The sequence below is a fragment of the Pseudomonas sp. LB-090624 genome (assembly GCF_003205205.1).
Lineage (GTDB): Bacteria > Pseudomonadota > Gammaproteobacteria > Pseudomonadales > Pseudomonadaceae > Aquipseudomonas.
Genome location: NZ_QJRL01000004.1, coordinates 34,995 through 47,962 on the forward strand (window position 1 = coordinate 34,995; position 12,968 = coordinate 47,962).

The window sequence follows — 12,968 nt, forward strand, 5'->3', positions numbered from 1 at the left end:
CGATCAAGTCATCTGAATGATGGTCTGCATGACGGTACTTTCGGTCGAAATGGTCTTGGCATTTGCCTGGTAATAGCTTTGCGCCTTGATCAGATCAACCAGCTCCTGGGTCAGATTGACGTTGGAACCTTCCAGCGAGTTGGACTCGATGGCACCCAAAGTACCGGTTTTCGGCGAATCGATACCCGGAATGCCAGAGTTGTAGGTCTCGGTCCAACGGGTACTGCCAATTTGCTGCAACCCCTGCTCGTTGGCGAAGCTCGCGAGTGCAACCTGGCCAATGGCTCGCGACTGGCCATTGCTGAAGGAGGCGAACAGTACACCTGTCGCGTCTATGCTCAGGTTGGACAGGATGCCCGTGGCATAACCATCCTGAGACTGGGACATCCGCGCAGTTTCGGTGTTGTAGGAGGTCGTGCTGGCCATCGACATTTTCATGCCGGCAGCATCGCCCACCGCGCCATTGGCACTCCAGCTACCCGAAGCATCTTCAACTGCCGGCACCCAGCCAATCATGCTGAAGGTATTGTTGACGACCGTGAAGGAGGCACCCGCCGGATGCCCGGTGTTGTCGGCTGTCATCGAGTTGACCGAACCATCACTGTTGAATGCGATCGTGCCTACCAGTGGTTCCGTACTCCCCGGATTGAAAGGGTTACGCCCGTCAACGAGGGTGTACATGGTCCACTGGTTGGTGCCCGTCTTGCGATAGAACTGCTCCATGGTGTGTTCGTTACCCTGACTGTCATACACCTTGGTCGGGAACGAGCGGGTATAGGTCGTATCGTCAGAAGGATCGAACGGCTTGTTCGCTACCAAGGCAGGCGAGGTAACACCCACCGCCAGGTCAGTACCTGCCGCGCCACTGGCACCCCAGTCGCCATTGGCATCCTGAGCGGCTGGGACCCAGCCGGTCATGGCAAATGCACCGTTGCTGACAGTGAACGATGCACCACTTGGCACGCCAGTGGTGTCGGCCTGCATGGAGCTGATGGTGCCATCACTGTTGTAGTTGATGGTGCCAGCCAATGGGGTGGTACTGGCCGGGTCGAACGGGTTACGACCATCGACCAGCGTGTACATGGTCCATTCGTTGGTATCGGTCTTGCGGTAGTACTGCTGCACTTCGTGCTGGACGCCGTCAGCATCCAGCACGGTACTGGTGCTGGAGCGCTGATAAGTGCTTGGGTCCGCAGGGTCGAATGCGGCCATTGTCGGCGGCTTGGTGTTGTCATACACCTGGAAAGGAATCGAGTCCGCCGAGGAGTTCAGGTTGATACCCTGATCGATCAACGAGGTCGGCTTGGGCTGCAGTGCCGATGTGTCGATTTTCAGGTCGGTCAGGCCGCCCTTCTGGATCTTGCCGTTGGCATCCGCCATGTAACCTTGCAGGCGCAGGCCATCGGAGGTCTCGACGAAGTTGTCACTGCTAGGCTGAAAAGAGCCCGCCCGCGTGTAAACCTGCGAGCCGTTGTCTGACAGCACGAAGAAGCCCTGCCCCTGAATGCCCATGTCCAGCACATTGCCGGTGGTGTTTATATCACCCTGGGTAAATTGCTGGGAAATGGCTGCCAAGCGCACGCCGTTGCCCACCTGGTTCTTGCCGACACCCAGGCGGTTGGCGCCCGCATAAACATCCGCGAACTCGGCACGCGAGGACTTGAACCCCGTGGTATTGACGTTGGCGATGTTGTTGCCGGTGACGTCCAGTTGCTTGTTGGCTGCGTACAGACCGCTAAGGCCGATATTGAAAGACATGAATTCGCTCCTTTTGCCGCTCTAGCGGGCCTTAGATACCAATGGTTTGCACGTCGGAGAGAGAGACCTTGCCTACGCCGGCAAGGTTGAGCACCATTTCTCCTGAGGCACTGAAGCTGACGCTGGTCACCTTGGCCGGCAACAGCGTGCTCATTTGCGCCGCCTGGCCATCGACTGTGGTGCTAGCGGTGAAGGTGTAAGTACCCGGGTCCACTTTCTCGCCACTGTTGTTGGTACCGTCCCAGATGAAGTCGGCGTAACCGGCTTTCTGCTCACCCAACTCGATGGTCTTGACCGTGTTGCCGTCCTTGTCCTTGATGGTGATCTTCGCCTCACTGATGGCCTGGGGCACAACGAACTGGGCATTGAAGCTTTCAGCGGTATCAACCACAGCCTTGTCGTTCTGAACCACCACCGACCGACCTACCAGCGACGATGCCTGCAGCGCCTGGGACGAGGCCATTGCACTGGTGATGGCGCTTACGGAGTCGTTCAGCGAGGTGATGCCTTCCAGGCTACTGAACTGCGCCAGCTGGGCAACAAACTCGCCGTTATCCTGCGGATCCAGCGGGTTCTGGTGCTGCATCTGAGTGACCAGCAGCTGCAGAAAAGCATCTTTGCCGAGCGAATCGTTGCCGGTTGTGGATGCAGTGTCCGTGGTTTTTTTGGTGCTGGTGCCCACGCCCGACGCCGACAGCACGTCATTGAGGTTCACACCGCTAGTATCGATTGCCATGGTCTGAATTCCTTATCACTGCCCCAGGGTCAGCACTTTCTGCATCATGCTCTTGGCCGTATTCATCAATTCGGCGTTGGTCTGGAACGCACGACTCGCGGAGATCATGTCAGCCATCTCCTCGACCACGTTGACGTTCGGGTAGTAGACGTAGCCGTCCTTGTTCGCCGCCGGATGGTTCGGTTCGTACCGCGCTTCGAGGGTGCTCTGATCCTCGACGATGCCTTTAACCTGTACGCCCTGCCCTGCTTCGCCCTGATCCTCGAACAGCGACTGGCTGCCGCCGGCTTGCGCATCCTGGAAAGTGGTGGCGAACACCGGGTGACGGGCACGGTAGGTCTGATCGATGCTCGATGAGACGGTCTCGGCGTTGGCGATGTTGGAAGCCACGGTGTTGAGGCGCGTGTTCTGCGCACTCATGCCGCTACCGGCAATATTGAAGACACTGGAAAGGGACATGATCATTCTCCCCGCAGGGCGGAAACCAGCCCTTTGAATTTACTGTTGAGCAAGGTGAAGCTGGCCTGGAAGCCGATAGCGTTTTCGGTGTAGTTCGATTGCTCGATCTGCGCGTCCACGGTGTTCTGGTCGATCGAGGGCTGCAACGGCGTACGGTACTTGAGGGTATCGTCAGCCGCGATGGCGAGGCCTTCGGCTTCGATGTGCCGGCTATTGGTACGGTCCATGGCAAAGCGGCCGCCTTGCTGCTTGCTGGTCTCGGCGGCGAGCACCGATGAAAAGTCCATGTCACGCGCCTTGTAATTGGGCGTGTCGGCGTTGGCGATATTGTTGGCCAGCACCTCCGCGCGCTGGGCGCGGAAGCCCAGGGCCTTTTCGTGGATACCAAGCGCCTTGTCGAAACTGATGCTCATGTCGGGGAAACCTTCAGAGGTTGACCGGAATTTCGTTGAGCTTGGTTTAGCAAGGGCTGTGCCAACCACGCCGAAGCCCCTGTTTATGGGGCTTGGCGGAATCGTACTGTCAGACTGATGCCAGAAAAGCGGCAAAGGCCTTCCGCCTGGGGCGGCGAAAGCGGCAATTGCCGGGCGGCAAAAGCGGCAAAACAAAAAATTGACGTCATTGTTTCGCGATAGACGTGGTTGGCGATAGACGTGTTTCGCCTGGAAGATCGAGCGCCGCCCACCTCCAGGCATACCTTACTTGGCCTGGTAAATGATCCCCGGGCTGCACTGCACCATCTGGTAATGGTCCGGCAAGCCGTTCAGCGCCTCTGAAGCACCAAGGAACAGGTAACCACCCGGCTTGAGGGTGCTGTGGATGCGCAGCAGGATGTCCCGCTTCACCTGCGCCGAGAAGTAGATCAGCACGTTGCGGCAGAACACGATGTCGAACTTGCCCAGGCTGGCATAGCTGTCCAGCAGGTTGAACGAGCGGAACTCGACGCGGCTGCGGATCGCCGGTTTGACCGCCCAGCGCCCCGGCCCCTTGGGGTCGAAGTAGCGCTGCAGACGCTCCTGCGACAAGCCGCGGGCAATCGCCAGGCTGTCGTACTCACCGGTCTTGCAGTTGGTCAGCATGGTGCCGGACAGGTCGGTGGCAACGATTTGCGCCCCCATCTTCAACTGCCCCAGGTTGCTGCGCTCGAACTCGTCGATGGCCATCGAGATGGAGTACGGCTCCTGGCCCGACGAACAGGCCGCCGACCACATGCGCAGGCGCTGGCCGGGGTTGTTGCGGATGAACTCGGGAATGACTTTGTTCTTCAGCACCTCGAACGGGTAGGTATCCCGAAACCACAGGGTCTCGTTGGTGGTCATGGCATCGACCACCTGTTCGCGCAAGCCGCCGCGTGGCTGGGCCTGGATGCGCTGCACCAACTCGCCCAGGCTCTTGATGCCCTGTTGCTCCATCAGCTTGTTGAGACGGCTGGACACCAGGTACTGCTTATTTTCGCCCAGCAAGATGCCACAGGCTTTTTCCAGGAAGACCCGGAACTGTTCGAAATCCAAATTACCCGTAGACACTACTGCCGCCTCTTTTCAATCACTGGTGCCGGGGGGCTTGCCCCCGGCTGCTTCAATGCGCTGCCTTGATCCGGTCGACCACCCGCTGGGCCAGGTCGTCCGGCTTGAACTTGGCCAGGAAGTCATCGGCACCGACCTTCTTGACCATTGCCTGGTTAAATACCCCGGAGAGCGAAGTATGCAGGCAGATGTGCAATTTTTGCATGCGCGGGTCGCTGCGGATTTCTGCCGTTAGCGTATAGCCGTCCATTTCCGGCATTTCAATGTCCGAGATCATCATCAGGAACTCTTCTTCGGGCTTTTTGCCGTCGTCCACCAGCTGGCGCAGGTAGTTCAGGGCCTGACGACCGTCGTTGAGGGCCACCACCTCAACGCCGACGGTCTGCAGGCAACGGCTGACCTGCTTGCGTGCCACCGACGAGTCGTCGACAGTCAGCACCCGCATCAGCACGGCCTTGTCCTGCACCTCGGCATCGACCACCCCAGCCGACACCGACTCGGACGACGGCGATACTTCGGCCAGCACCTTCTCAACGTCGATGATCTCGACCATGCGGTTGTCCACCCGGGTGACCGCGGTCAGGTAGTGATCACGGCCCGTGCCCTTGGGTGGCGGATGGATCTCTTCCCAGTTCATGTTGACGATGCGCTCCACCGAGTGCACCAGGAAGCCTTGGGTCTTGGTGTTGTACTCGGTGATGATCACGAAACTGTTGCGCGTGTCTTCCTGCAGGGGCCGCAACCCGGTGGCCATCGACAAGTCGAGGATCGGAATGGTGGCCCCACGAATGTTGGCAACGCCACGCACCACTGGGTGCGCCTTGGGCAGCAGGGTCAGCGCCGGGCACTGCAGCACCTCCCTGACCTTGAATACGTTGATGCCGTAAAGCTGCTCGCCATTGAGGCGGAACAGCAGCAGTTCCAGGCGATTCTGCCCCACCAGCTGCGTGCGCTGGTTGACCGAATCCATAACACCCGCCATGCCAGACTCCTTAATGTTTCAGCCTTTCGTTGCAACTCAGGTAGCGAGTCGGCACGGGCTTTGCTTTTTTGAGCGTCATGCATACGAAAACGACATTTTTCCGACGATTGACGCGCCTGCTGACTGGCTTGCTGGCCACGCTGTGCCTGCTGGTGCCCGGCGTGCGCACTGTCGCGGACGCGTTCACCTTGCCTGAACAGCTTATCGGTGTCACCCAAGGGTTTCTTGAATTCACCGTCGAAGATTACCTCGCCAGCACCCAGACTGCCGGCCGCTATGAAATCCAGGTCAACTCGCTGGACCCGCGCCTGCGCATGCCGTTGTGCAGCCAGCAGCTTGACGCTTCGCTGGAAAGCCCCGCGCAGCCGCTGGGCCGGGTGACGGTGCGGGTACGCTGTGATAGCGCAGCGCCGTGGACCGTGTTCGTGCCGGCGACGGTGCGGCTGTTCCGCGACGTGGTGGTGGTGACGCGCCCGCTCAAGCGGGACAACACGGTGGGCGAAGGCGACGTGGCCCTGCGCGAGCGCGATGTCGGCACTCTCGGCCAGGGCTTCCTGACCGAACTGGACCAGGCAGTGGGCATGAAGATGCTGCGCCCCACCGTGATCGACCAGGTACTGACCCCGCAGCACCTGCAACAGGCCGAGGTGGTGCGCAAGGGTGACCAGGTGGTGATCATCGCCCGCAGTGGCAGCCTGAGCGTCCGCATGCCCGGCGAAGCGCTGAGCAAGGGCGGCCTGAGCGAACAGATACGGGTACGCAACCTGAACTCCAAACGGGTGGTCAAGGCCAGGGTCACTGGCCCAGGCCAGGTCGAGGTCAGTATGTAGGCCAGTCGCCAGATTGCGCTGGCAGAGAGGAACCGCTTTTCCTAAACTGTGTCAGAACATGGGTCGCGAGCTTGCTGACAGGCGGCTATGCATTTGTGCCTAAAGTTTCTTTCGGGTTGGCCGAAAACAAGGCAAGCGTCCAAATACCCAGAGGTTTCTGATCATGGTCATCGACTTCAGTCGTTTGAATAATTCTCCGTCCGTCACGGGCGGCGTGCGCGGCAACACCGCGTCCGGCAGCGCCGAAAAGCCGGCAGCCAGCCAGGATGCGGTGAAAGACACCAGCGCCAGCGGAGAGGCGGTACACCTCAGCCAAGAGGCACAGCAGTTGCAGAAGATCAGCGACAAGCTGCGCGACGAGCCAGTAGTCAACAGCGCCCGTGTGGCCCAGTTGAAGCAGGCAATCGCCGACGGCAGCTACCAGGTCGATGCCGGCCGGGTCGCCAGCAAACTGCTCGATTTCGAAGCCCAGCGCTGACCGTACGGCGCGCTGACTTCACGGACGCCTGAAAAGCCAAGAGTTAGCCATGCACGACACCACCTTGCTGCAACTGATCGAAGATGACATTGCCCCGATGCAAGAGCTGCGCGACCTTCTGCAGAAAGAGTCGGTAGCCCTGCATGGCCGCGATATGGCACCACTGGAAACCATCCTGGCCCGCAAGCAGTCGTTGATCGTGTTATTGGAGCAGCAAGGCCTACGCCGCAATAACCTGCTTACCAGCCTTGGCCTGAGTGCAGACCGCGCCGGTGTGGAGGCTGTGGCAGCACAATCGGCCAACGGTGAATTGATCCTGCAACAACTCGACGTGATCAGCCAATTGATGCAAGCCTGTCAACAGCTTAACGAGACCAATGGCCGGATCATCCAGGTGCAGCAACACGTCACCAGCAACCAGATTCGAATCCTCATGGGCGGTGATTCGCCGTCACTGTACGACAGCCGTGGCAGCACGTCGCCGCTGGCCAAGCCACGCGCACTCAGCCAAGTCTGATTTTTCTATCAAGGCACGGAACATACTGGCAAAATGCCGTTACTTGCATGTGTCGCTTTTGCCTGGAGAACGATAAGCCGTGTTCAATGAATCCGATGCCCCGCAACCACCAAAGGTGCTGAGCACCCCCTTGGAGATTGCGGCAAACTTGCGGCAGCTGCAGGAAAGTCACGACCCCCTGATTATCACGTTCCACGACCGCAGCCAGCGTTTCCAGAGCTATGTGGTGCATGTGGACCGTGAAAGCAACACCCTGGCACTGGACGAGATGATCCCGCGCGACGGTGAGAAATTCATCGAAAACGGCGAGCATTTCCGCGTTGAGGGCTTTCACGATGGCGTGCGCATCGCCTGGGAATGCGATCACGAGCTGAAGATCACTGAAGTCGACGGCCACCGCTGCTACAGCGGTGCCATGCCGGAGGAAATGACCTACCATCAGCGCCGCAACGCCTTCCGCGCCGCGCTGAAGCTGTCGCAGCTGGTCGATATCATCCTCGATGGCGCCCACCTCAAAGGTAACGGCGCCCTGCGTGGCAAGCTGCTGGATATCTCGGCCACTGGCTGCAAGCTGCGCTTCGACGGCAATGTCGAAGACCGCCTGCAACTGGGCCAGGTGTACGAGCGTTTCAAGGCAGGCAACCCGCTGGGCCTGGTTGACACCATGGTCGAGCTGCGCCACTTGCATTATGAAGAGCGCATCAACACCACCTTTGCCGGCGTACGTTTCCACAACCTCAGTGGCCAGGCGCAACGCAAGATCGAGAGTTTTGTGTACCAGTTGCAGCGTGAGGCGCGGCGGTTCGACAAAGACGACTATTGATCGTCGGCTGAATGCAAAAACGCCACCTGTCGAGGTGGCGTTTTCATGTGTGCCCTTCCTGTGCCGACCTCACACCGACTTGCTGACCTCCTCCGGTTCAGCTGCCTGCTGCTCAGCCCCTTTATCTTCATCCTCGGTATCTTCCGCCGCCACCGGCGCCTGCATCACGTCCTGCACGGTCTGCTCATCCACCCGCGGGTCCAGCGCTGCCGACAATGGCGAACCTGCCGCCGGCATCGCCACGTGGCCCAGCGGCGCGTCTTGCACCTGGTGCAGGCCGGTAACCGCTTTGGGCCGGATACGCCACACCAGCACCAGCGCGAAGAACACGAAGAAGGCGTACAGCATCTGCGGGCCCAACACCTTCATCAGCACACCGGCCGCCAAAGGCCCGATACAGGCGCCAACGCCATAGGTGACCAGCAGCATCGCCGTCAGCGACACCCGCCGCTCGCTTTCCACGTGGTCGTTGGAAAACGCCACCGCCAGCGGATACAGGCAGAACTGCAGCAACGAAATAAGGAAGCCGATGCCGAACAGCAGCTCCAGCGGCACACTGGGCAATATCGCCAGCGGCGCAGCGGCCAGTGCCAGGCCCACCGCCACACTACGGATCAGCACCGCGCGGTCGTAACGGTCCGACAACCAGCCCAGCGGCCACTGCACCAGCAGGCCGGCAAAGATGCAGCTACCCATGAACAGACCGATCTGCTCGGTCGTCATACCCTGGCTGGAGGCATACAAAGGCGCCAGGCCGTAGAACGAGCCAACGATAAGGCCCGAGCCCAGTACCGTGCTGAGCGACTGGGGCACCCGCTTGATGAAGAACTTCGGCTCCATCGGCGCCGGGCGCAATGGCGCCGGGTGAATGCGCCGGGTCATCGCCACCGGCACCAGGCACAGGGCAAAACACATCGCCACCAACATCAGCAGCTCAGGCCCGAGTTGCGGGTGTACTACCAGGATCAGCTGGCCAAGCACCAGCCCCAGGTACGAGGCAATCATGTAGCCGCTGAACACCGCACCGCGGTGCTTCACATCGGCCTGCTCGTTTAGCCAGCTCTCGATCACCATGTACTGGCACATCATGCCCAGGCCGACGATCATGCGCAGCCCGACCCAGGCCGGCAACCAGTTGGTCAGGCCATGGCCGAGCACCGCCGCACCGACGATACCGGCACAGGTCGCATAGGCGCGTATGTGCCCGACCCGGCCGATCAGCCGGTGTCCGACTTTGCCACCCAGCGCCAGGCCGAAGTAGTTGGCCGCCATCAGCGCACCAATCCACAGGCTGTCGACATGATCGGCGGCCAGGCGCAAAGCCAGGTAGGTACTGAGCAGGCCCGAGCCGATCAACATCATCAGCGCGGCGAAATACAACGACTGAAACGGCTTCCATATATTTCGCATAGGTCCCGTGAAGCTCCCTTGGTCAGGTGGCGGGGGTGCTAGCAGCATAAGGGCAAAAACCGCCTGGCGCAGGCCCCCAGCTGCGATTTAACGGCGCTGGGGCGCGTCCGGTGCAGGTCGTGTCGCGATCAGGCCTGTGCTGCCAGCACCCGTCGCTCCCACGGGGTGATCTCGTCGAAGAAATCGGTCAGCTCCAGGGTCTTGCTGGCGATGTAGCCTTCGATGAACTCGCTACCGAACAGTTCCCGCGCCAGCGCACTGCGCTTGAGCCGGTCCAGCGCCGCATGCAAGGTGCAAGGAAGGGCCAGGTGGTCCGGCACCTCGAACTCGCCCTGGATGGCAGGCGACGGCTGCAAGCGCTGCTCGATGCCGTGCAGCCCGGCGGCCAGGCTGGCGGCGATGGCCAGGTACGGGTTGGCATCGGCGCCAGGCAGGCGGTTTTCCACCCGCCGTGCCACCGGCGCACTGGCCGGGATACGCAAGCCGGCGGCGCGGTTGTCTTCAGACCAGCAGGCATTGTTCGGCGAGGCATAGGGGTGGCAAAGGCGTTGGTAAGAATTGACATTGGGCGCGAACAGCGCGGTGAAGTCGGCCATGCACGCCTGCAACCCACCGATGAAGTGGTGGAAGGTGTCGGTCGGCAGGCCTTGCTCGTCGCTGAACACGTTGCGCCCGCTGTCAGCCTCGACCAGGCTCTGGTGAATGTGCATGGAACTGCCGGGCGTGCGCGCCAGCGGCTTGGCCATGCAGACCACCGTCAGCCCGTGCTTGAGCGCCACTTCCTTGAGCAGGTGCTTGAACAGGAAGGTCTGGTCGGCCAGCAGCAACGGGTCGCCGTGCAACAGGTTGATCTCGAACTGGCTGACGCCCATTTCGTGCATGAAGGTGTCACGCGGCAGGCCCAGCGCGGCCATGCACTGGTAGACCTCCTTGAAGAACGGCCGCAGGCCGTTGTTGGAGCTGACGCTAAATGCGCTATGGCCCAACTCGCGGCGGCCGTCGATGCCCAGCGGTGGCTGGAACGGTTGCTGCGGGTCGCTGTTGGGGGCGAACACGAAGAACTCGAGCTCGGTCGCCACCACCGGTGCCAGGCCCAGCGCTGCGTAGCGGTCGATCACCGCCTTGAGCTGGCCACGGGTGGACAGCGCCGAAGGCCGGCCATCCAGTTCGACGGCGTCGCAAATGGCCAAGGCGCGGCCGTCATCGCTCCAGGGCAGGCGGTGGACCTGGTGGGGCTCGGCCACCAGCGCCAGGTCACCGTCGTCGCTGCCGTAAAACCTGGCCGGCGGGTAGCCGCCCATGATGCACTGCAGCAGCACACCCCGGGCCATCTGCAGGCGGCGGCCCTCGAGAAAGCCTTCGGCGGTCATCACCTTGCCACGCGGGACACCATTGAGGTCGGGGGTGACACATTCGATTTCATCGATGCCGTGGAGGTGAGCAGTGCTCATGACGCTTGTCCTTGTTGTTGTAGGCTGACAACAACATAGGCTGTGGGTGTTTAAAATATCAAGCACCCTCTTTGAACGCCTCTACTCCCGCAAGGTCATGCCGTTGGCCGGCAGTGGCAAGGCGGTCTTGTACCGCACTTGCTTCAAGGCAAAACTCGACCGGATATTCGCCACCCCCGGCAAGCGCGTCAGGTAATCAAGAAACCGCTCCAGCGCCTGGATGCTCGGCAACAGCACCCGCAGCAGGTAATCCGGGTCACCGGTCATCAGGTAGCACTCCATCACTTCCGGCCGTTCGGCAATTTCTTCCTCGAAGCGGTGCAGCGACTGCTCTACCTGTTTTTCCAGGCTGACATGGATGAACACGTTCACATCCAGCCCTAGCGCCTCCGGTGACAGCAACGTCACCTGCTGGCGGATAACCCCCAGCTCCTCCATGGCCCGCACCCGGTTGAAACAGGGCGTGGGCGACAGGTTTACCGAGCGTGCCAGCTCGGCGTTGGTGATGCGGGCGTTCTCCTGCAGGCTGTTGAGAATGCCGATATCGGTACGATCGAGTTTGCGCATGAGACAAAATCACCGGTTTCTTGTGTTTATGCGGAATGTTTATCTGCACCGCTCGGCAAAGGCAATCAACTTGAGAGAAAAATTCTCCTGCCGGACCACTAAGATGTAGATGACGCTGACCTACCAGTCACAAGCCGGTACTCAGCGGCGGCCGCTTCAGAGCTCACAAAAACAAATACCCGAGCGAGCGTAAAAAGCATGAACGAGTACGCCCCCCTGCGTTTGCATGTGCCCGAGCCCACCGGCCGGCCAGGCTGCCAGACCGATTTTTCCTACCTGCGCCTGAATGACGCGGGTCAAGCCCGTAAACCCCCTGTCGATGTAGATGCCGCCGACACGGCCGACCTGTCCTACAGCCTGGTCCGCGTGCTCGATGAGCAAGGCAATGCCCAAGGCCCGTGGGCCGAAGACATCGACCCGCAAATCCTCCGCCAGGGCATGCGCGCCATGCTCAAGACGCGGATCTTCGACAGCCGCATGGTGGTTGCCCAGCGCCAGAAGAAGATGTCTTTCTACATGCAGAGCCTGGGCGAAGAAGCCATTGGCAGCGGCCAGGCGCTGGCGCTGAACCGCACCGACATGTGCTTCCCGACCTACCGCCAGCAAAGCATCCTGATGGCCCGCGACGTGTCGCTGGTAGAGATGATCTGCCAGCTGCTGTCCAACGAGCGCGACCCGCTCAAGGGCCGCCAGCTACCGATCATGTATTCGGTACGCGAAGCCGGCTTCTTCACCATCAGTGGCAACCTGGCGACTCAGTTCGTGCAGGCCGTCGGCTGGGCCATGGCGTCGGCGATCAAGGGCGATACCAAGATTGCTTCGGCGTGGATCGGTGACGGCGCCACCGCCGAGTCGGACTTCCACACAGCCCTGACCTTTGCCCACGTTTACCGCGCCCCGGTGATCCTCAACGTGGTCAACAACCAGTGGGCGATTTCTACCTTCCAGGCCATTGCCGGTGGCGAGTCGACCACGTTCGCCGGCCGTGGCGTGGGCTGCGGCATTGCCTCGCTGCGGGTTGACGGCAACGACTTCGTCGCCGTATACGCCGCCTCGCGCTGGGCCGCCGAACGCGCCCGCCGCGGCCTGGGCCCAAGCCTGATCGAGTGGGTCACCTACCGTGCCGGCCCGCACTCGACCTCCGACGATCCGTCCAAGTACCGCCCCGCCGATGACTGGAGCCACTTCCCGCTGGGCGACCCGATCGCCCGCCTGAAGCAGCACCTGATCAAGATCGGCCACTGGTCCGAGGAAGAACACCAGGCCACCACGGCCGAGTTCGAAGCCGCGGTGATTGCCGCGCAGAAGGAGGCCGAGCAGTACGGCACCCTGGCCAACGGTCACATCCCGAGCGCCGCCTCGATGTTCGAGGACGTGTACAAGGAAATGCCCGACCACTTGCGCCGACAGCGCCAGGAACTGGGGGTTTGA

The 12,968-nt window shown here is 61.0% G+C and carries 14 protein-coding genes; 5 read left to right on the plus strand and 9 right to left on the minus strand.

The genetic code is table 11. The features are described 5' to 3' along the window. Positions 1–3 precede the first annotated feature (3 nt). From DMX11_RS05795 to DMX11_RS05820, 6 genes are all read right to left on the minus strand, one after another. On the minus strand, positions 4–1,758 hold the full coding sequence (locus DMX11_RS05795; RefSeq protein WP_110743629.1) for a flagellar hook-basal body complex protein: 1,755 nt from the start codon (positions 1,756–1,758) through the stop codon (positions 4–6). Positions 1,759–1,789: 31 nt separating this feature from the next. Then, positions 1,790–2,494, minus strand: a complete 705-nt coding sequence (gene flgD, locus DMX11_RS05800; RefSeq protein ID WP_110743630.1) for a flagellar hook assembly protein FlgD — start codon at positions 2,492–2,494, stop codon at positions 1,790–1,792. 15 nt (positions 2,495–2,509) lie between these two features. After that, positions 2,510–2,953, minus strand: coding sequence for a flagellar basal body rod protein FlgC (flgC, locus tag DMX11_RS05805; protein ID WP_026034446.1), 444 nt, complete (start codon positions 2,951–2,953; stop codon positions 2,510–2,512). A gap of 2 nt (positions 2,954–2,955) precedes the next feature. Beyond that, positions 2,956–3,366 carry a flagellar basal body rod protein FlgB gene (flgB, locus tag DMX11_RS05810; RefSeq protein WP_012051595.1) on the minus strand — a complete coding sequence of 137 codons (411 nt, stop codon included), beginning with the start codon at positions 3,364–3,366 and terminating at the stop codon, positions 2,956–2,958. Between the two features lie 285 nt (positions 3,367–3,651). Further along, positions 3,652–4,479 (minus strand): protein-glutamate O-methyltransferase CheR, encoded by an 828-nt coding sequence (gene cheR, locus DMX11_RS05815; protein WP_110743631.1) that lies wholly within the window; start codon positions 4,477–4,479, stop codon positions 3,652–3,654. 52 nt (positions 4,480–4,531) lie between these two features. Next, complete coding sequence (locus DMX11_RS05820; RefSeq protein ID WP_110743632.1) at positions 4,532–5,461, minus strand: chemotaxis protein CheV; 930 nt, start codon at positions 5,459–5,461, stop codon at positions 4,532–4,534. 77 nt (positions 5,462–5,538) lie between these two features. Here DMX11_RS05820 and flgA point away from each other — a divergent pair, with 77 nt between their 5' ends. The 4 genes from flgA (at position 5,539) to DMX11_RS05840 (ending at position 8,109) form a co-directional block, all read left to right on the plus strand. Continuing rightward, positions 5,539–6,291: a flagellar basal body P-ring formation chaperone FlgA gene (flgA, locus tag DMX11_RS05825; RefSeq protein ID WP_110743633.1), complete on the plus strand. Its 753-nt coding sequence runs from the start codon at positions 5,539–5,541 to the stop codon at positions 6,289–6,291. Between the two features lie 163 nt (positions 6,292–6,454). Next, positions 6,455–6,769 carry a flagellar biosynthesis anti-sigma factor FlgM gene (gene flgM, locus DMX11_RS05830; protein WP_110743634.1) on the plus strand — a complete coding sequence of 105 codons (315 nt, stop codon included), beginning with the start codon at positions 6,455–6,457 and terminating at the stop codon, positions 6,767–6,769. 49 nt (positions 6,770–6,818) lie between these two features. Further along, positions 6,819–7,286, plus strand: a complete 468-nt coding sequence (locus DMX11_RS05835; RefSeq protein ID WP_110743635.1) for a flagella synthesis protein FlgN — start codon at positions 6,819–6,821, stop codon at positions 7,284–7,286. A gap of 79 nt (positions 7,287–7,365) precedes the next feature. Beyond that, on the plus strand, positions 7,366–8,109 hold the full coding sequence (locus DMX11_RS05840) for a flagellar brake protein (RefSeq protein ID WP_110743636.1): 744 nt from the start codon (positions 7,366–7,368) through the stop codon (positions 8,107–8,109). Positions 8,110–8,178: 69 nt separating this feature from the next. Here the strand turns inward: DMX11_RS05840 and DMX11_RS05845 are convergent, their stop codons facing one another. The 3 genes from DMX11_RS05845 to bkdR all read right to left on the minus strand — a co-directional run bounded on the left by DMX11_RS05845 (position 8,179) and on the right by bkdR (position 11,537). Continuing rightward, positions 8,179–9,519, minus strand: coding sequence for an MFS transporter (locus DMX11_RS05845; protein ID WP_110743637.1), 1,341 nt, complete (start codon positions 9,517–9,519; stop codon positions 8,179–8,181). 128 nt (positions 9,520–9,647) lie between these two features. After that, a complete protein-coding gene (locus DMX11_RS05850) occupies positions 9,648–10,889 on the minus strand; it encodes a glutamine synthetase family protein (RefSeq protein ID WP_177410716.1) in 1,242 nt (413 codons plus the stop codon). Between the two features lie 162 nt (positions 10,890–11,051). Next, entirely contained in the window at positions 11,052–11,537 is a 486-nt protein-coding gene (gene bkdR / locus DMX11_RS05855; RefSeq protein ID WP_012273540.1) for a Bkd operon transcriptional regulator BkdR, read from the minus strand. Positions 11,538–11,735: 198 nt separating this feature from the next. Between bkdR and DMX11_RS05860 the strand changes: the two genes are divergently transcribed. After that, positions 11,736–12,968, plus strand: a complete 1,233-nt coding sequence (locus DMX11_RS05860) for a 3-methyl-2-oxobutanoate dehydrogenase (2-methylpropanoyl-transferring) subunit alpha (protein ID WP_110743639.1) — start codon at positions 11,736–11,738, stop codon at positions 12,966–12,968.